Source organism: Streptomyces sp. NPDC086519 (genome assembly GCF_040686075.1).
Lineage (GTDB): Bacteria > Actinomycetota > Actinomycetes > Streptomycetales > Streptomycetaceae > Streptomyces > Streptomyces shenzhenensis.
The window spans coordinates 1-18,088 of the sequence record NZ_JBFBJL010000011.1 but is presented as its reverse complement, the minus strand read 5'-3'; the positions used below and the strand labels follow the sequence as shown (position 1 = coordinate 18,088).

13 protein-coding genes and 1 pseudogene are annotated in these 18,088 nt (G+C 70.6%); 9 read left to right on the top strand and 5 right to left on the bottom strand.

The window, feature by feature from the left end:
* Nucleotides 1-243 precede the first annotated feature (243 nt).
* Together AB0P24_RS12925 and AB0P24_RS12920 are read right to left on the bottom strand one after the other, a co-directional pair.
* Nucleotides 244-1,071 carry an SDR family oxidoreductase gene (locus AB0P24_RS12925; RefSeq protein WP_365793158.1) on the bottom strand — a complete coding sequence of 276 codons (828 nt, stop codon included), beginning with the start codon at nt 1,069-1,071 and terminating at the stop codon, nt 244-246.
* Nucleotides 1,064-3,883 carry an amino acid permease gene (locus AB0P24_RS12920; protein ID WP_365793156.1) on the bottom strand — a complete coding sequence of 940 codons (2,820 nt, stop codon included), beginning with the start codon at nt 3,881-3,883 and terminating at the stop codon, nt 1,064-1,066. Before AB0P24_RS12920 ends, AB0P24_RS12925 begins: the two co-directional genes overlap by 8 nt.
* Nucleotides 3,884-4,082: 199 nt before the next feature.
* Here AB0P24_RS12920 and AB0P24_RS12915 point away from each other — a divergent pair, with 199 nt between their 5' ends.
* Nucleotides 4,083-4,751 carry a TetR/AcrR family transcriptional regulator gene (locus AB0P24_RS12915; protein ID WP_365793153.1) on the top strand — a complete coding sequence of 223 codons (669 nt, stop codon included), beginning with the start codon at nt 4,083-4,085 and terminating at the stop codon, nt 4,749-4,751.
* 419 nt (nt 4,752-5,170) lie between these two features.
* Nucleotides 5,171-5,920 carry an SDR family NAD(P)-dependent oxidoreductase gene (locus AB0P24_RS12910; RefSeq protein ID WP_365793151.1) on the top strand — a complete coding sequence of 250 codons (750 nt, stop codon included), beginning with the start codon at nt 5,171-5,173 and terminating at the stop codon, nt 5,918-5,920.
* An 82-nt stretch (nt 5,921-6,002) separates the two neighbouring features.
* On the opposite strand, the gene AB0P24_RS12905 is transcribed toward AB0P24_RS12910, so the two are convergent.
* Entirely contained in the window at nt 6,003-7,001 is a 999-nt protein-coding gene (locus AB0P24_RS12905) for an NADP-dependent oxidoreductase (protein ID WP_365793149.1), read from the bottom strand.
* A 122-nt stretch (nt 7,002-7,123) separates the two neighbouring features.
* Between AB0P24_RS12905 and AB0P24_RS12900 the strand changes: the two genes are divergently transcribed.
* Together AB0P24_RS12900 and AB0P24_RS12895 are read left to right on the top strand one after the other, a co-directional pair.
* Entirely contained in the window at nt 7,124-7,999 is an 876-nt protein-coding gene (locus AB0P24_RS12900; RefSeq protein ID WP_365793147.1) for a LysR family transcriptional regulator, read from the top strand.
* A 554-nt stretch (nt 8,000-8,553) separates the two neighbouring features.
* Complete coding sequence (locus tag AB0P24_RS12895; protein ID WP_365793145.1) at nt 8,554-8,895, top strand: hypothetical protein; 342 nt, start codon at nt 8,554-8,556, stop codon at nt 8,893-8,895.
* Between the two features lie 117 nt (nt 8,896-9,012).
* Here AB0P24_RS12895 and AB0P24_RS12890 read toward each other — a convergent pair whose 3' ends face one another.
* Nucleotides 9,013-9,759: an SDR family oxidoreductase gene (locus tag AB0P24_RS12890; RefSeq protein WP_365793143.1), complete on the bottom strand. Its 747-nt coding sequence runs from the start codon at nt 9,757-9,759 to the stop codon at nt 9,013-9,015.
* Between the two features lie 101 nt (nt 9,760-9,860).
* Complete coding sequence (locus tag AB0P24_RS12885; protein WP_365793141.1) at nt 9,861-10,763, bottom strand: RNA polymerase sigma-70 factor; 903 nt, start codon at nt 10,761-10,763, stop codon at nt 9,861-9,863.
* Between the two features lie 254 nt (nt 10,764-11,017).
* Between AB0P24_RS12885 and AB0P24_RS12880 the strand changes: the two genes are divergently transcribed.
* From AB0P24_RS12880 to AB0P24_RS12860, 5 genes and pseudogenes are all read left to right on the top strand, one after another.
* Nucleotides 11,018-12,631 (top strand): metallophosphoesterase family protein, encoded by a 1,614-nt coding sequence (locus AB0P24_RS12880; protein ID WP_365793139.1) that lies wholly within the window; start codon nt 11,018-11,020, stop codon nt 12,629-12,631.
* A gap of 381 nt (nt 12,632-13,012) precedes the next feature.
* A complete protein-coding gene (locus tag AB0P24_RS12875; RefSeq protein ID WP_365793137.1) occupies nt 13,013-14,920 on the top strand; it encodes an FHA domain-containing protein in 1,908 nt (635 codons plus the stop codon).
* Between the two features lie 235 nt (nt 14,921-15,155).
* Nucleotides 15,156-15,311 carry a hypothetical protein gene (locus AB0P24_RS12870; protein ID WP_365793135.1) on the top strand — a complete coding sequence of 52 codons (156 nt, stop codon included), beginning with the start codon at nt 15,156-15,158 and terminating at the stop codon, nt 15,309-15,311.
* Nucleotides 15,312-15,481: 170 nt separating this feature from the next.
* Nucleotides 15,482-15,871 (top strand): tannase/feruloyl esterase family alpha/beta hydrolase, encoded by a 390-nt coding sequence (locus AB0P24_RS12865; protein ID WP_365793133.1) that lies wholly within the window; start codon nt 15,482-15,484, stop codon nt 15,869-15,871.
* 498 nt (nt 15,872-16,369) lie between these two features.
* Nucleotides 16,370-17,968 (top strand): annotated as a pseudogene (locus AB0P24_RS12860) (MFS transporter); the annotation flags it as partial.
* Nucleotides 17,969-18,088: the final 120 nt, after the last annotated feature.

Here is an 18,088-nt window from a genome sequence, read left to right as displayed (position 1 = left end):
ACGCGGAGCACGGCCCAGGACTTCGGCCTGCCGGACCAGGCGATCGTAGCGACCACCGGCGCGCCGGAGTCCTCGCCCGCGACGGCGGGGGCACCGCCGCCACGCCGGTCGCGGGAGCCGCAACGGTGACTCCGCCTGCGCGAAGCCCTCCGACCGGTGGCAGCCGGCGGCCGACGTCGTGATCGCCCGGCAGTAGCCCACCGACGGCGCCGAGCCGGTGAGCTGCCGCCCGGGACGCCGGTCTCAACCTTGCGAAATCCCCTTGTGGGCAAGGTACTTAGCGCGTCCGCGTCGTCCGATCGCCTCCGCCGGGCCGAGTATCCGCGGCACGATCCACGGGAACGACTCGAGGATCCGGCAAGTGATCGAGTCGCTGTACGGCAGGAAGTGCTCCAGCCGACGCTTGCGCAGCGCACGTTCGAAGACGTCCGCGACGTCGTCGGCCGTGCTCACCTTCCCCAGGAAGTTGAGGAGGCTGCCGTCGTGTGTCGCCTCGTGGAGCAGCATCGGGGTGTCGACGGCGCTCGGGTAGACGCCGCTGACCGCGACGCCGGTGCCGCGCAACTCGGCGTTCAGCGCGGCGAGGTAGGCACGCAGCCCCGCTTTCGCCGCCGAGTACGCCGCCGACCCGGGGAGCGAGAGGATACCGCCCATCGACACCGTGGCGACGATGTGCCCCCGGCCGCGCGCCTTCATGGTGCGTGCGGCGGCCGCCGCGATTTCCATGACGGATCCGAGCATGACGTCGAGTTGCAGCCGGAGCACGGCCGGCGTGGACTCGACGACGTCTCCGGGGACGATCACGCCCGCGTTGAGGAAGACCAGGTCCAGACGGTCGGCCCAGTCGTCCTCGATCCGCGCGCAGAGCACGGCGACGGCGTCCCGGTCGGACAGGTCGCAGGCGACGGGGACGGCATCCGCTCCGGCGGCGAGGGCCGCCTTCTTCGCGAGCGTCTCGTCGCGCTCGACGCACAGGAGGGTGCGGCCCTGGGCGGCGAGCCGGCCGCAGACCGCTTCGCCGATGCCGCCGGCGGCGCCGGTGACGAGGGCGAGGGAGGGACGGTCAGGCATGGCTGGGCTCCTTCGGCGGTTCGGACGCGGATGTCGAGGAGGGGGCGGAGGGTGCGCCGGTGCGCAGGGCGTCGAATGTGTGGTCGTCGACGTCGTGCCAGCCGAACCGGTCGCGAAGCTGTGCGAGGTAGGCCATGTACGTCGAGCGCTCGACGTAGTTGGTGTGGCGCGGGCTGTCGAGGTACTTGACGCCGCCGCGCAGGTCCGGGGTGTCGGTCTGCTTGAGCTGGGTCAGCTCGTCCTTGCGGGCGCCTGTCTCCCGGGCGTTGATGTCGATCATGATGAGCTGTGCCATCTCCTCGAACCGCTTGTAGGCGGCGTCCGCGAACTCGACGAACCCGAGCACGTACAGAGAATCCAGCTCGCGCGAGAAGACGTTGAGGTACAGCTGAGGGTGGCCGTGCTTCCACTCCAGCAGCCCGGGGTCGAGGAAGGGCATCCGATACTCGTAGCCCGTCGCGAGGACGATCTCGTCGACCTCGGCCTCGGTGCCGTCGGTGAACACCACCCCGGTCTCCGTGAGCCGTGCGACGTCGGGTCTCGCGACGAGGTCGCCGTGCGCCAGGTAGTGCAGCACCTGGGTGTTCATGATCGGGTGGCTGCTCAGGGCGTCGTGGTCGGGTGCCGGCAGCCCGAGGCGGGTCAGGTCGCCGACGAGCGTGTCGAGCAGGGCGTTGACGTCGCTGGAGAGCACGAGGCCCTTCGGAGGGTCGAGCTTCCCGGTGAGCAGGGCGTCGGTCGGCAGCCCGGCGACGTGCTTGGGCACGAACCGGTAACCGCGCCGGACCGACAGGTACGCCGTGTCCGCGTGCCGGGCGGCGTCGCAGGCGATGTCCACCCCGGAGTTGCCGGCGCCGACGATGAGCACCCGCTTGCCGCGGAACTCGAGGCCGTCCCGGAAGGTGACCGAGTGCCGGACCGTGCCGCGGAAGACGTCCCGGCCGGGCAGCGAGATCTCGTTGGGGTACCAAGTGACGCCGGGACAGACGATGAGTCCGTCGTACTCGTGGACCGTGCCGTCGGACAGCGTGACCCGCCACCGGTCACCGGCCATCGGCTCGGCGGACGTCACCTCCGTGCCGAAGCGGACGTGCCGGTAGAGGTCGTACTGCCGCCCGAAGTCCCTGATGTAGTCGCGGATCTCCCGCCAGCCGGGGTAGTCCGGAAGGTGTGACGGCATGGGCGCGCCGTAGAAGCCGCTGGTGTACTTGGAGCTGATGAAGTGGCAGCTGTCGTACATCGGGCTGCCCGCGTGGCCGGGGTCCCAGATCCCGCCGAAGTCCGGGTTGCGCTCGTACCAGTCGAACGGGACTCCCTCACGCAGCAGGTTACGGGCCATGATCATCCCTGACGGTCCGGCGCCGACTACGCAGTAGCGCCGCGTGTACGTCGGCCGTTCGTGCGGTGCGCGCCCGTCCGGGCGGTGACGGTTCCTGGTGCCGGCCAACTGGGTGTAGGCGAGTGGCCTGCGGGTCCGTAGCCGCAGCGCGGCGAGGACACCGGAGAGGGCCGTGACAACGATGAGTACCGGTACGAGGTTGATGAGCACGTTGTCCGTGCCGGTCAGGGTCGCGTAGTTGGTGGAAGCCAGGGCGAAGGCGGTCCCCAGCCCGAGCGTACCGACGACGGGCGCGACGACGCCCGAGAACAGCCGCCGGTCGCCGCGGCCGCGGAAGAACACCATGACCGCCAGCGCGGTGAATGCCTGCACGAGGACGATCGACAGCGTACCCATGCCGACGACCGCGGCGGCGATGGTCTCGTAGGGGTGCGCGCCCGCCAGGCCCAGCGTGCCGACGACGGCGACCGTCACCGTGGTGACGACGGCGCTGGCGATGTGCGGGCTCTGGTGCACCGGGTGGTAGCGGCCGAGCGCACGGGGCGCGATCTGCTCCCAGCCGAGCGCGAACAGGTAGCGGCTCGCGGCGTTGTGCAGCGCGATCCAGGACGCGAGGACACTTGTGCACAGCAGCACGGCAGTGGCGTCGAGCAGTGCGGTCCCGCCGTACTGCTCGGCGAGTGTGAAGACGAGGTTCCCGAGGTCCTTGCGGGCCCGCTCGGGCGCCGCGGTGCCGCCGGCGCCGCCGATCACGACCCATGCAGTGAGCACGTAGAAAACGGCGATCGATATCACCGATATATAGAGCGCGCGCGGGATGCTGCGGGCCGGATCCCTGGTCTCCTCGCCGTACAGCGCCGCCGACTCGAATCCCACGAAGCTCGTGAAGGCGAACATGAGGGCGATGCCGATCGAGCCGCCGAACAGCTGGCCGGGCGAGAACGATTCGGCCGGGAACGCGGCGACGCCCTTGTGCCCGACGACGAGGACGTCGAGAACGATGAGAACCGCGAACTCCAGGCCCATGAGGAAGCCGAGGAACCGCGCCGAGACGTCCGCGCTGCGGTGCCCGAACGCCGTCACGACGACGACCCCGACCGCGGTGAACACCCCCCACGGGACGTCCACTCCGGATTGGGCGAAGACCAGCGAGGTGAAGTACCCGAAAACCGCGGCCATGCCGACGGAGAGCGACAGGTAGCCCAGCGCCGCGACATACGCGGTCGCGGCACCGGCCGGCCTGCCGAGCCCACGGGCGACGAAGACGTAGAACGCGCCGTCGTTGACGACGCGCTTGCTCATCGCCGAGTAACCGACCGCGAAACACAACAGGACCGCGGCCGCCAGGATGTACGCGGCGGGCAGCGAGATGCCGTTGCCGCGCACGAGTGCGAGGGGCGCGTTGCCCGCGATCGCCGCCATGGGGGCCGCCGCGGCGATGACAAGGAAGACCACCCGTCGGGTGGACAGCACGCGACGCCCTCGGCTCGAGCCCGCTTGGGGCCCGTGTGCGGCCTGCCCGGAGCGTTCGTCTGGTTGATCGGTGCCCACGGTTCCTCCTCCTACTGCTCTCGGTGGTGTTGGTGGGCTGCGAGCGTACGCGGGATTTGGTCACGTGACCAGATATATTGGTCACGTGACCAAAGTGAGACGCTGTGCGAAACTGAGGCCCATGAGTGACGAACCCGTCGAGTCCCCGGAGTCGCCCAGCAGGCGTCGTCGCGCGCAACGCGCCACGAGCGAGGAGCTTGTCGCGGCGGCCGTACGGGTGATCGGCAGGGAGGGTGTCGCCGCCGCCACGACCCGCAAGATCGCCGAGGAGGCCGGCGTCCCGCAGGGTGCCGTCCACTATTGGTTCGCCGACAAGAACGAACTCCTCCAGGACGTGGTCCGTTCCATCGTCGAGCGCCTCGAGAAGACTGTCGCCATGAGCGACCGGCCGGGCGGCGGCGTGACGGTCGAGGACGTGCGGGCGGGTCTGCGGGCCGCGTGGGCCGAGGTGTCCGGCGACGACCCGGGCACCCAACTCGGCTACTACGAGCTCACCGCGCTCGCGTTGCGCAATCCGTCGATGCGCGAGCTGGCCCGGCAGCAGTACGGCAGCTACCGTGAACTGGCGGCGCGCGCCCTCGCCCCGATGCTCGCGGACGTCGAACCGCGACGGGCCGCCGCGGTCGCCCAGTTCGTGGCGGTCACGTTCGACGGCCTGGCGCTCGCCTGGCTCGCCGATCCCGAAGGCACGCAGCCCGAACAGGTCATCGATCTGCTCGCCGACGCGGTTTTCCAAGCGAGGAACGACGGCCCCGCCGCCACCGCGCATCCGTCGAACGCTGGTACCTGACGCCGGATCAGGGGGCTCCGTGTCGCGGGCCGGTGGTAAGGGTCTGCCGGGAATCAGGCGCTTCCGAAGCTGGGCTCGGGGGCGCCTGTCCGAAAGGCTTCAGCAGGAGAGCCGGGACATGCGCGACGGAGCAGCTCGACACGGCAGACGGCCTGCGGATCCGCACCGCCGCACGGCAGGCCGCGCCTGGATGTCTTGAGGTGCCGATATCGGCATAGTGGGCCCTTGAATGGCACGGAATCAGTGGCCAGTGGTCTGCGATAGCACGAATTTCATCGTCCTGCCCTTGCCTGGACAGTGAGTCCAGGGCACAGTGGGGTTCTGATCGCGCGCCCAGATCCGATCCGGCCGCGAAGGGCAGACCGGCCGTCAGACAAGCACGCACAGAGGTTGCAGCAATGACTCGCTTTCGTGATCGGGTGGCGATTGTCACCGGCGCCGGCGCCCCCGACGGCATCGGCATGGCTGTTGCCCGGGGACTGGCGGCAGAGGGCTGCCGGGTGGTGCTGGGCGCGACGTCCGAGCGGATCCACCGGCGTGCGGCGGAGATCGGCGCGGCCGCCATCGGTGTGGTGGCCGACCTGACTGTTGAAGAAGGCGCGGACACCCTGGTCCAGGCGGCGCTGCGACGATGGGGCCGACTGGACGTGCTGGTGAACAACGCCGGTATGACGTCGGTGACTTCGGGGTGGGACGCCGAGGACGACGTGGCCGCTCTGTCACTGGCCGACTGGAACGCGGGGCTGGCCCGTAATCTCACGACGGCCTTCCTGATGGCCCGAGCGGTCGTTCCGCCGATGCGGGCGGCCGGTTATGGCCGGATCGTCTCCGTCGGCTCCACCACCGGGACGGTCAACGCGATGCCTGGGCAGGCCGCTTACACTGCGGCGAAGGCGGGCCTGGTCGGGCTGTCCCAGGCGCTCGCCCTGGAGGTGGCCGGCTGCGGCATCACGGTGAACCTCGTGGCACCCGGTTACGTGGCGACCGGCTCACAGCTGGCCTTCGAGGCGAAGGCCGCGGCAGCAGGTCCCATCGGGCGCAGCGGGACGCCGGAGGAGATCGCCGCTTGCGTGTCGTTCCTGGCGCACGAGTCCGCTTCGTTCGTCACCGGTTCGGTCCTCGTGGCTGACGGCGGTCACAACCTTCCGGAGACCTGGCCTCGGGCCTGACCTCGTCGTCCGAGCTGAGGGTGGGCGTGTCCGGCGCCGCTTTTCCCGGCGTATTTCGCCACCGCCTGCTGGAGTTCGGCGATCACGAGACCGCCGTCAGCACGATCTTGCCCTGGATGTGGCCCTGAGCGGCCCGCGTGTGCGCGCTGCCCGCCTCGGCCAGCGGGTAGGTGCTGTCCACCCCCACCTGGAGCTTGCCCTCGTCGAACAGGCGCCCGATCTCGGCGAGCTGGGGGCCGTTGGAACGCACCTGAATGTTCGAGACCGTGATGCCCAGCCTCGCTGTCTCTTCCGGGTCGTACTGCGCGAAGAACACCGGAAGCATGGTGCCCCCGCGCTTGAGCACGGTCAGGAAGCGTGAGCTGTCCGGGCCACCGACTGTGTCGATCACCAGGTCGACGCCGCTGACCATGTCCGCGGCCCGCGTCCTGGTGTAGTCGATGAACTCGTCGGCGCCGAGCTTGCGCAGGAACTGCTCGTGCCGGCCCGAGGCCACCGCGATCACGTGTGCCCCCTTCCATTTCGCCAGCTGCACCGCGAAGTGGCCCACTCCACCGGCTGCCCCGTTGACCAGCACGGTCATCCCCGGCGTGATCGGCACCGGCTGGTGCACCTGGCCGGTGAAAGGAGACGGCACGTCGTGGCCGAGATCAACCAGGAACTGCCAGGCCGTGAGCACGGCCATCGGCGCCCCGGCCGCCTGCACGTGGTCGATACCGGTCGGCTTGTGAGCCAGGTCCGAAGCCGGCGCGGCCACGTACTCGGCGTACGCCCGGCCGTCGAATCCGGGGAACCGCAGCATGCCGAAGACCTCGTCACCGACGGCGAACCCCGGCACGTCCGGAGCGACCGCCTGGACCACACCCGACACGTCCGTTCCGGGGATCAAGGGGAACTCCAGCGTCGGCCTCATCCCGGCCGGCATGACCTTCATCCCCTCACGCAGGTACCAGTCCGGCGGGTTGATGCCGGCCGCGTGCACCCGGACGAGCACCTCGCCCGGGCCGATCTCGGGAACCGGCACCTCCTCGTACCGCAGAACTTCCGGCCCGCCCGCTGCGTGGAACTGGATCGCCTTCATCGCGCCTGTCGCCTTCCTCGGGAAACGTTGCTCCTTCAGTCAAGGCCCAGGACGCCATGGCGGTCCAAGACCGGTTCGGCAACCTCGTCATTCCGAAACGGCATGACGCGTACGCTGGAAGGGTGAACGATCTCGGACGGGATCTGGACCTGCGGCTGGTGCGCTACTTCACCGTGGTGGCGGCGCACCAGCACTTCGGCCGGGCCGCCGCCGAACTGCACGTGGCCCAGCCGGCGCTGAGCCGTCAGATCCAACGGCTGGAGAAGTACCTCGGCGTACGACTGCTGGACCGCGCCCCCCGGGGCACCCGGCTCACTCCGGCCGGCCGGATGTTCCTCCCCCGGGCCCAGGCCCTGCTGCGGGCCGCCCGCCAGGCCGAGCTGGCCGTGCGCGCACAAGCCGAGACCGAACGAATCACCATCGGCTACGTCGAAGACCTGGTGATCACTGCCGCCGTACGGGAACTGCGCCACCGTCACCCGGATGCCGAGATCGCCACCCGGTACCTGAGCTGCCGCGACGTCGGGGCGCTGTCCGACAAGCGCGTCGACGCCCTGATCGCGCGGGCCCCGCTGCCGCTCGCCGCCGACGACGTGTTCACCACCCCGCTGTACGAGGAGCCCCGCATGCTCGTGGTCGCGCGGGGCCATCCCCTGGCCGACCGCGCCTCGGTGACCGTGGAGGACCTGGCCGGCGAGGAGGCGGCGCCGTGCGCCTTCGAGACCGCGGACTGGACTTCCTACCGGATCCTCGGGGCCGGCGTGCCGCCGATCGAGAGCTACGAGGACAAGCTCGAACTCGTCGCGAGCGGCAGGGCGATCGCCGTGCTACCGGTCGGCGACCGGCGTAGCTCTCTGCGTCCCCACCTCGTGACCGTCCCGATCGAGGGCGCTCCCCCCAGCCCGGTCGTCCTGGTCAGCCGCAAGGGCGACCCGAATCCGATGATCAGGAATCTCCGACGGGCGGCCAGGGCCGTCCTGACCGCCCCGGCAGCCTGACCGGGACCAGCAGACCGTCGCGCATCTGCCGGTGTCGCCCCGGGTCAGGTGGTGCCGGCCCAGCGTCCGACCCTGTGGAACGGCGATCAAGTACGCCGTCTCGGCCAGGAACCGTTGCCGTATCGCGTGAGGACGCAGGGAGGGCAGAAGTCCGACCATGTCGACCCACACGTTTTTTCGGGGTCGTCGTCGAGATGCTCCGCAGCGCCGCGGGTCGGGAGCGGCAGCCCGGCAACGCCTGGATCACCATCCTGGCGTCGTTCTTTCGCTGGAAGTTCCCGGACGCCCTGAGCGGAGAACCCCCCTCCGCCCTGGGGTTCGCCGCCGATGCGGTGCCGCCCCCCTTGCGGCCGCGTGCGGAAATTGCCACGCTGGTTGTTCATACCGCTTGCTCCAGCTCTCACCACGGCGTTCGCGAGACCGCCGGCCCCGACCAGTCCCGGCTCGATACGTTCGTGCGCGCTGCTCTCCCTCCCGGCGCTGAGGCGCGTACACCGCGCCCGGGCACCACAGCGACTGGCCGGACAGCCGCCGCCTCACCTGTGGAGCACACCATGGACACGAGCGAGGAGGCCGCCCGCGGCCTGACCGACATCCAGGACTTCCTGTACCAGCAGGCCCACCTACGAGCGGCACGCCGGCGTGTCTCGGACTTCGTCGCACGGGAGCCGGGGCTGACCCGGGAGCAGATGTCGGACATCGAGCGCTGGTATCTCCAGGAACAGACGTATGTGGCCCACCTGGTGACCGAGCACATCGCCGCCAGCGTCAGCGCGGTGGAACAGCGGCATCGCGCCCGCTTCCGGCACTGGCTGCGCGGAACGCTGACCGCGATGCTCCTGATCACCGCGGCGATGGCGGTGTGCGTCACCATGGTGCTGGTCAGCGCGCAGTAAGCCGAAGGCCGACGCCGGCGGCAGGCCGAGGCAGGCCGGAGGCCGAGGGAACACGGAGAAGGGGCTGGGCGTCCGCGTCGGGCCCCTTCTCGGTCCTGCCACCGGGCCCCTCATGCGCTACTTCTGCCGGGCGAGCCAGTCGGCGAACCTGACCTCGCCGAGGTGCGCGTCCGGGCCCGGCAGCAGGGTGTCCTGCTGGAGCTCGGCACCCCAGTACGTGGCCTGCGGCTCCGTGACGATCTGGCGGGGGTCGTTCTGGGCGGCCAGGCCCATGCGGATGAACTCCTCCAGCTCGAACACCTCCGGACCACCGACCTCCACCACCCCGTGCACCGGGGCGCCGACCGCCGTGCGGCCCACGGCCGCGGCCACGTCGTCGGAGACCATGGGCTGGATCCGGCCGGCGGGCAGGCGCACGGTGTCACCCTCGGTGACCCCGTCGGCGAGCCCCTTCGCGAACTCGAAGAACTGGGTCGCGTGGACGATGGAGCAGGGAACGCCCGACTCCTTGATCAGGTCCTCCTGGGCCTGCTTGGCCCGGAAGTACCCGCTTCCCTGGAGCCGGTCGGTGCCCACCACGGACAGCGCCACATGGTGTCCCACACCCGCCTCGGCCTCCGCCTTGAGGAGATTGGCCGTGGAGGCGCGGAAGAAGTCCATGACCGCCTGGTCCTCGAACGAGGGGGAGTTGGACACGTCGACCACGACCGAGGCGCCCGCCAGGGACTCGGCCAGGCCCTCGCCGGTGAGGGTGTCGACGCCGGTGCTCGGCGCGGCGGCGACCGCCTCGTGCCCGTGCTCGCCGAGCCCGCGGACCACCTTCGAGCCGATGAGCCCGGTGCCACCGATCACTACGACCTTCATGAGGATTCCTCTCTGGTTCTCTTCTGGTGCTTCCATCAGAAGAGACCGCGCAGCCTCCTCGCGTGTGACACGCGGTCCGGGAAACCAGGAGAACGGGCGCGTCACCCCTCCAGCGACGCCACGTAGGGAGCCAGCTTGGCGGGGTTCATCACCCACAGAAGGCGCTCGATGCCTCGTGCCGACACATCGGCGGACAGCAGGGCCACCGGGTTTCCCGAGCCCGCGGCCGAGACCAGGACGGCCGGCCTGCCGTTGGCCTCGACCCAGCGCACCTGGGCCTGCGGCCAGAAGCGCGGGGCGAAGGCGACGAGGTACCGGGAGACGTGCGGCAGCCCGGACACCGGGATCCTCGACGCCCCGCGCACCCCGCCACCGTCGGAGTAGCTGACCACGTCCTCGGTCAGGACCTCCTCCAGCACCGACAGATCGCCCTGCTGCGCCGCGGCGAGGAACACCTCGAGAAAGCGCCGGTGCTCGGCGGAACCGACCGGCTCCCTGCGCTCCGCCGCCAGCCGCTTGCGGGCCCGGCTCACCAGCTGGCGGGCATTGGCCTCGCTGGTCTCCACGATGTCCGCGATCCGCCGGTACGTGTAGTCGAACGCCTCCCGCAGCACGTACGCGGCCCGCTCCACCGGGTTCAGCTTCTCCAGCAGGAAGAGCACCGCCAGGTCGAGCGCCTCCGCGCGCTCGGCACCCAGCTGCGGATCGGTGCTCGTGTTCACGGGCTCGGGCAGCCAGGGGCCCACGTACGACTCCCGGCGCACCCGGGCCGACCGGGTGAAGTTGATCGCCAGCCGGGCGGTCACCGTGGCCAGGAAGGCGGCCGGCTCCTGGACACCGGCACGGTCGGTGTTCTGCCACCGAACCCACGCCTCCTGGACGACGTCCTCGGCCTCCACGGCACTGCCGATCACGCGGTAGGCGATGCCGAAGAGCTGCGGACGCGCCGCGATGAACTCCTTCGTCGCCCGGTCGAGGGAGTCGGCGTGGTCACCGGCGCGCATCCATGTCCTCCAGGGTCGGACCAGCATGCTACAAGGCGGCCGGGCCCCGGCCGGGAGCCGGCCGCCGGGGTGTCGGCAGCCCCCTGGCAGGTCAAGGACCGGGCGGCGGCCGGCAAAGGCACGGGCTGGTGTCGGCCGTGTCGGCCTCATGCCTGACATGAGATGGCCGGGTGGTCATGTGGTGTTCATGTGGCCGCAGTTGGGCTGGGCAAGGGTGCGGTCGTTGTCTGTCAGCCGCACATCGGGAGGGCGCCATGACCACGCACACAGAGTCGACAGAGGACAGACCGGCGGGGGACACGGAAGGGCTCAGCCGCCGGCACGCGCTGGGTCTGCTGGGCACCGCGGGAGCGGGCGCCGCCGCCACCGGCCTGCTGGGAGCGGGTGCGGCCCAGGCCGCACCGCTCGCCGCGCCTGCCTTCCACCTCACCGCGGACTCCTCCGGCGCGCCCCCCGTCCAGGGCCTGCACCTGACCTTCGGAGCGGACCCGCGCACCCAGATGACGGTGTCGTGGATCACCGACCGTCCGGTGACCAAGCCCGTCGTGCGCTACGGCACCCTGGAGCACGGCTTCGGCTCCAGCAAGAAGGCACAGACCGTCACCTACGTCGACGGCACCTCGAACCGCACCGTGTACGTCCACCACGCCCCGCTCAAGGGGCTCACCCCGGACACGGACTACCTCTACCTCGCCACGCACGAGGGGGCGACCCCCGACAGCGGTACGTTCCGCACCGCTCCGCAGGGACGCCGGCCGGTCACCTTCACCAGCTTCGGCGACCAGTCCGCCCCGCAGGTCACCTGGGCGGCCGACGGCACCGTCGGCCTGGACGCCAACTCCACGCCCGCCACGAAGGACATCGTCACCGGTATCGAACAGGTCGCCCCGCTGTTCCACCTCCTCAACGGCGACCTCTGCTACGCCAACCTGGACGTCGACCGGGTGCGCACCTGGAACAACTTTTTCACCAACAACGCCCGTTCGGCGCGCTTCCGTCCCTGGATGCCGGCGGCCGGCAACCACGAGATCGAGAAGGCCAACGGCCCGCTCGGTCTCGGTGCCTACCAGACCTACTTCTCCCTGCCCTCCACCGAGACCGACGCCGAACTCGCCGGCCTGTGGTACGCGTTCACGGCCGGTTCGGTGCGGGTCATCGTGCTGCAGAACGACGACAACTGCCTGCAGGACGGCGGCGACATCTACATCAGCGGCTACTCGGGAGGCCGTCAGCTCGCCTTCCTGGAGAAGGAACTCAAGGCGGCGCGCTCCTCGCAGGACATCGACTGGGTGGTCGTGGCCATGCACCAGGTCATGGTCAGCTCCTCGGACGCCAACGGCGCGGACCTGGGCCTGCGCGAGAAGTACGGCCCCCTGTTCGACCGGTACGGCGTCGACCTGGTGCTGTGCGGTCACGAGCACAACTACGAGCGTTCCCTGGCCGTTCGCGGCGTCGTGGGCGGCAGCGAGACGCTGACACCGAACCCGGTCTCCCCGGCCACCGACGACATCGACGCCGACCTGGGCACCGTGCACATGGTCCTCGGCGGCGGCGGTGTCTCGGGCACCACGAACCAGAAGTTCTTCAAGGACGGCACCGGCAAGGTGATCACCGCCGTGTCCGCGACCGCCGGGTCGAACGGCAAGCGCACCTCCACCTACGTACCGGAGAAGGCGGTGTGGGTGGGCGTCCGGGACGTCGAACACCCCTACGGCTTCGCCGCCTTCACCGTCGACCCCGGCCGGCACGCCGGTGACACCACCCGGATGCACGTGACGTACTACAACGTGAACAAGCCGAACGGTGAGCTGTCGGTCTTCGAGACCTTCAGCCTGCACCGCAAGCGCTCGGACGGCCAGGCCGGCTGATCCCGCGACCAGCGGGAAACGCGGGCCGGGCGGCGACCGCCCGGCCCGCGCCGCGTTCCGGTTCGGGCGGGACGGCGGCCTTGGTCACCGGTGGGGCCGGGACCGGCGAACTCTCCTTGCGCCGACGAGAGAGAGCGGCGTGGCGCCCACTGGAAATACTTGGATTCGCAAGTATAGGCTCCCGGATGGGGGCGATTGGTGAGAAAAGCCGGACGCCGTCAGGAGAACCGTGGCGCCGTCACACCCGATCGATCTCACGGTTCGGCAACATGTCAAGCGTGTCGCGGTTCCGCCGGTTGACTGCCGCCCGGCGTGACGTGTGCGGCGGTGTCCGGCGGTGCCGCGGCGTTTTGGGGTCAACCACTCCTGGAAGGAAGTGCCGTGGCACCGGTGCTGGTCGGACTCGAAGGTCTGCTGGCGGGGGAGCGCATCCCGGTCCTGGACACCCGCGTCACCTTTGGGCGCAACTCGGAGAACACCGTCGTCATCTCGAGCCTGAGCGTCTCCCGCTTCCATGCGGAGATCGTCTTCGACGAGGACAAGGGTTACGTACTGCGCGACCTGGAGAGCAGCAACGGCACTCTGGTCAACGGGGAAGAGGTGGAGTCCCGGCTGCTGCAGCCGGGCGACGAGATCACCCTGGGGGACCAGGAGTTCCGCTTCGAGGTGGCCGACGCCATGGAGACGCTGATGGCGCTCTCCCTGCCCCGGTCCGTCACACACGGTGGGCAGGAAGGGGACAAAGGGCCCGTCCTGCGGGTCACCGTCGCCGGCGGCGGGCCCGTCGGGCTGTCCCTCGCCCTGCTCCTCGAGCACTTCCTCGGCCCCCAGGTACAGATCACCGTCTACGACGGCAGGTGGCGCAAGCAGGGCCGCACCGTCGTCTGGAAGGGCCAGGACGAGGGCAACGTACGGCGCCAGCAGGTCGTGACCGTGCAGAGCCGCCAGTACCTCGCGTGGCCCGAGGAGGTACAGGCGCGCCTCTTCGATGCGGAGCACTACACGGAGATGTGGCCCTCCGGCCCGGACTCGGTCGGCGACCACAGCCCGCGCAACATGCGCATCGCCTACATCGAGGACCGCCTGCTGGAGCTGGCGAACGAGAAGCGGGACCGGATACGCCTGATACCCGCCCGGTTCGACGCGGCTCAGCAGCAGGACGAGCTCGCCACCCAGCACGTCCTGGCCATCTGCGACGGCGGCCGGTCACGGACCCGGGACCACTTCGCCGCCCGGTTCGGCAAGGCCGACGAGTCGATCTACTCCCTCGACGGCCGCCACCTGCAGGACGTCGTCCTCGGCCTGCGCGTGAAGTCCGGCCTGCCCGACCCCATGGCGGTCCTGCTGACGGTCGCCCAGAACCGCTTCCTGCTCAACTCGCTGCGCGGCGAGGGCTTCCTCAACATGCGGCTGACCGACGCCGAGGCGGCCGAGGTGATCGGCCTGGACCCGGTCCGCCGCGTCTTCGAGGAGTGCATCGCCTCCCGGCCGTGCCTGATGGACCGCGACGAGTACGGAGACTTCCAGTGCTCGACGCACGGCACGCTCTTCCTGCCCGCCCTGGTCAAGGGGTCGGCCCTGTGGCGCCGGGTGCGCGAGGGACTGCTGCTGTTCGGCGTCGAGTCGGACGACCTGACGGCGGTCACGAGCTTCCGCCTGGACATGGTGCAACGCCCGCGGTTCTCCGCCGAGTTGCTGCCTCCCACCACCACCTCGCCGGGCACGTACGGGTTCCTGCTCGGCGACGCCGCCAACGCGATCCACTTCTGGCCGGGCCGCGGTCTCAACAGCGGCCTCGCCTCCGCCATCTCGCTGGCCCGTTCCCTCAACGGGGCATGGAACGGACGGTCGTTCCGGGACGCGGACTTCCTCCGGCACGAGGCGGCGATGTCGATGCTTCAGTACCGGCACAAGAGCCGGGCGTGGAAGGCGATGGTCACCACCGACGACCAGGGTGCCACCTGGGCGATCAAGGACATCATCGGCCACGGCATCGACGGGATCCCCGAAGAGCCCGACCGCGAGGCGGACACCAGGACACTGCTGGAGCGCATGCAGGCCATCCGTGCCCGCCTGGAGCCCCGCCTGCCGGGCATGCCGGACGACGAGGCGATCCTGGAGCGCCTGCGCACCCTGCAGCCCGCCACCCTGCGCATGCTCGTCCTCAGCGGCGCCTGGGACACGCTGACGATGGGCGGTGAGGAGGTCGACATCGACATCTTCTACGGCCAGGACTCGTCCGCGGCCGCCGCGGCGGTGGAGGCCCTGGAACCGGCCGCCCAGGCCTGACCGCCAGGCACCCGGGCGTCTGCGGGCGAGACGTCCGGGCAGCCGCCGCCCGCCACGGCGAACGCCGTCACCGCGGACCGGCCCCGTCACCCGACCCTCCCCACCGGAGCCACGCCCACCGGCGGGCGGGTCGGCCCCGCCCCCCTTCCTGCGCAAGCCCTGCCTCGTGGACGCAACCGCGAGGCAGGGCTTGCGCGGTTGTGCTCGGTCGGCCGGAGGCGCGGCTGGACGGGGCATGCCCCAGCACCGCCGGGCGCTCCTCTCCGTCGGAGCCGTCCTGAGCCGATCGCAGCAGCAGAGCCCTGCGGGCGGCCCCGACGTGGCGGCGCATCGCGGCGACGGCCGCGTCGGGGTCGCGGGGGAGTACGGCCAGGAGGACGGCCTGCTCTGACGAGGGGGTGGAGCAGCGTGTCGTAGGCGCGGTACGCCGGCGTCGGCTCAGCACGCGCTCCCTGCCGGTGCCGACGGCGATCTGAGGGGCGCTGATCTCCGCCGCGGCCCTGGCTTCGACGCTGGCGGTGGCGCTGGTCGCCCTGGTGTTCGTCGGCTCGGCCTGCACCGATGGGCGGTCCGGCGGCGACCAGCGACTTCGCCCGGCTGTTCCTGCTCCCGGGCGTCGCCCACTGCGGTGGCGGCCGGGGCCCGAGCAACCTCGACGCCCTCACCGCGATCGTCGACTGGGTCACGAAGGGCAGGGCTCCCGACAGCCTGCTGACCACGTCGGTCGACAGCAGCGGAACGGTCACGTCCTCCCGCCCGGCCTACCCCTTCCCCTACGTTGCCACGAACACCACGGGCGGACCGTCCGACGACCCCTCCAGCTACCCCCCCGTGCAGTCCACGGCCGAGGCGGGCCTGACGCTGAACTGGCTCGGCTCCTTCCGCTCCGGTTACGAGACGGTCGGAAACTGGGTCCACGGCAAGTGGGTGGTGACCAAGGAGAAGGCGTGAGCGCCTGACCGGCGGGCCCGGCGCGCCTCCGACAGCAGGGCGTCGGGCCAGGGCGCCACGGGTGGCGTGCGGCCGCCGCCGGCCCCTGGGCTGCCTCCCGGCGGCAGCCCAGGCGCGGGCCGCCCGGGGCCGGCACGGCTGGGGCGCGCACCGGGACAGCGACCAGGCGTTCACCTGACTCTCGCCGAAGTCGGGTTGGGGCCGAGCGAGGGGTGTGACGGTAGTTTCGCTCGTGCGCTGAGCGAGCCGGGCCGGGTGTGTTTCGCCCTGCCCGGAGAGGCCCGCGGCCCGCGACCTGGCAGTGCCTGGTCCTGGACGGCGGCCCTCCGGCGGCCCCGGCCCTCTGACCGGCGGCCCGGCACTCCGCCGGAACTGCCCAGGGCGGCTGTCCTGGTGGCTGGGACTGCCCCGAGCCCTCTGCGCCGGGCCTCAGGACCATGGTGGGCATTTCCCACCGGGCTCCATCGGGCCCTGCGGGGTGGGCGAAGGGAGACACACATGGCAATCGGGCCCGCCGACGTCTCGGAGCCGACCGAAGTCGACACCGGGCGTCTGGAGGACGCGTCACCACGCCGCGTCCTGCTGATCGTCCTGGCGATCGTCGCCGCGACGGAGATCGTCCCGTTCCACTACTCGTTCATCAGTATGTCCGTGCGCCTCATCGGACCGGACTTCCCCTCGGCCGGCAGCCAACTGGCCTGGCTGAACACGCTCTACGCCCTGGTCGGCGGGGTCACCGTGCCCATCGCGGGCAAGCTGTCCGACATGTTCGGCAAGAAGAGCGTCATCCTCGTGTGCCTGCTGTTGTCGATGGCCGGCTCCGCACTGGACGCTCTCACCCACTCCTGGTCCGTGCTGCTGGTGGGCCGTGCCCTCCAGGGGCTGGCATTCCCGGTGCTCGCGATCTCGTACGGCCTGATCCGGGACCTGGTGCCGCGCCGCATGGTCGCCGTGGCCATCGCCGTCGCGGGTGGCGGCACCGGGTTGGGGGCCGTGCTCGGCCCGATCGCGGGCGGCGCGCTGACCGACCACTACAGCTGGCGGTCCCTGTTCTGGTTCTGCGCGGCCTACACGGCCGTCACGGGCCTGCTCATGCTGATCGTGGTCCCGGAGAGCAAGCTGCGCGTGCGGTCCCGGCTCGACTACGTCGGTACGGTACTGCTCGGCGCCGGAGTCGCCCTGGTGCTGGTCTATCTCAGCCGGGGCAGCGACTGGGGGTGGGGCCGTCCCGCCACGCTCGCCTGGCTGATCGGCGGCCTGGCGCTGCTCGTGATCTTCTACGGATGGGAGACCCGGACAGCCGAACCGATCATGGACCCGGCGCTGCTGCGTTCCTCCCGGCTCATGTCCCTGCTGGTGTGGGCGTTCCTGCTCAACGTCTGTACGCAGGGCCTCAGTTACCTGCTGGGATATCTGGCCGAGGGGCCGGGTGGCGCCACGGGCGACGCGCTGAAGCAGCAGGTGGCGGCCGGCGCCGCCCAGCAGGCCGCCCAGCAGTCGGGGGCACCGGTGGCCAGTCTCCAGCAGTTCTTCACCGTGCAGGGCGAACTGCCGGGGATGAACCTGACGCTGTTCCAGTTCACGGTCCGGGTTCTGCTTGTCATGTCCGTGCTCTATGTGGTGGTCGCTCCGCTCACCGGATGGGCCGCCACCCGGTTCGGGCTGAGGCTGCCGGCCGCCGCATGCGCCTTCTTCTTCGGCCTCGGGAGTCTGCTGCTGTTCTACTACCACGGCAGCGTCCTTCAACTCGCCCTCTGCGCACTGCCGCTGGGCGTGGGCGCGGGCATCTTCCTGGGCACGGTGCCGAACATGCTGATAGAGGCGGTGCCTCAGGAACAGCAGGGGGCGAGCGCGGGGATGTACGGGGTGTTCGGCAGCTTCGGCAGTGCCGCCGCGACAGCCGTCGCCGCCGCGGTCATGGCCGCCCATCCGCTGGTGCTGCACGTCAGCATGCCCGGCCATGAATCCGACACCGAACTGCGCTCGGGCGCGCTGGCCCAGCTGTCCACGGAGACCGCCTACACCCGGTTGTTCCTTGTCTTCGCCGGTGTCGCGCTGGTCGGCCTGGTCGTCGGTCTGTCGATGCGGCACTTCCGGCAGCCGGCCACGGGCGGGAGGCGGGCCCGGCCGTGTGGATGTACTCCTCCGGCCCGGCGTTCGCCGGCATCCTCTACGACGAGGGCAACGAGGTCCAGAAGAAGATCGCGCAGATCGCCG

Excerpts from the sequence above, each read along its gene's own strand:
- AB0P24_RS12925 (WP_365793158.1), bottom strand. The coding sequence starts at position 1,071 with ATGCCTGACCGTCCCTCCCTCGCCCTCGTCACCGGCGCCGCCGGCGGC.
- AB0P24_RS12915 (WP_365793153.1), top strand. The coding sequence starts at position 4,083 with ATGAGTGACGAACCCGTCGAGTCCCCGGAGTCGCCCAGCAGGCGTCGT.
- AB0P24_RS12905 (WP_365793149.1), bottom strand. The coding sequence starts at position 7,001 with ATGAAGGCGATCCAGTTCCACGCAGCGGGCGGGCCGGAAGTTCTGCGG.
- AB0P24_RS12895 (WP_365793145.1), top strand. The coding sequence starts at position 8,554 with ATGGACACGAGCGAGGAGGCCGCCCGCGGCCTGACCGACATCCAGGAC.
- AB0P24_RS12890 (WP_365793143.1), bottom strand. The coding sequence starts at position 9,759 with ATGAAGGTCGTAGTGATCGGTGGCACCGGGCTCATCGGCTCGAAGGTG.
- AB0P24_RS12885 (WP_365793141.1), bottom strand. The coding sequence starts at position 10,763 with ATGCGCGCCGGTGACCACGCCGACTCCCTCGACCGGGCGACGAAGGAG.
- AB0P24_RS12880 (WP_365793139.1), top strand. The coding sequence starts at position 11,018 with ATGACCACGCACACAGAGTCGACAGAGGACAGACCGGCGGGGGACACG.
- AB0P24_RS12870 (WP_365793135.1), top strand. The coding sequence starts at position 15,156 with ATGCCCCAGCACCGCCGGGCGCTCCTCTCCGTCGGAGCCGTCCTGAGC.
- AB0P24_RS12865 (WP_365793133.1), top strand. The coding sequence starts at position 15,482 with ATGGGCGGTCCGGCGGCGACCAGCGACTTCGCCCGGCTGTTCCTGCTC.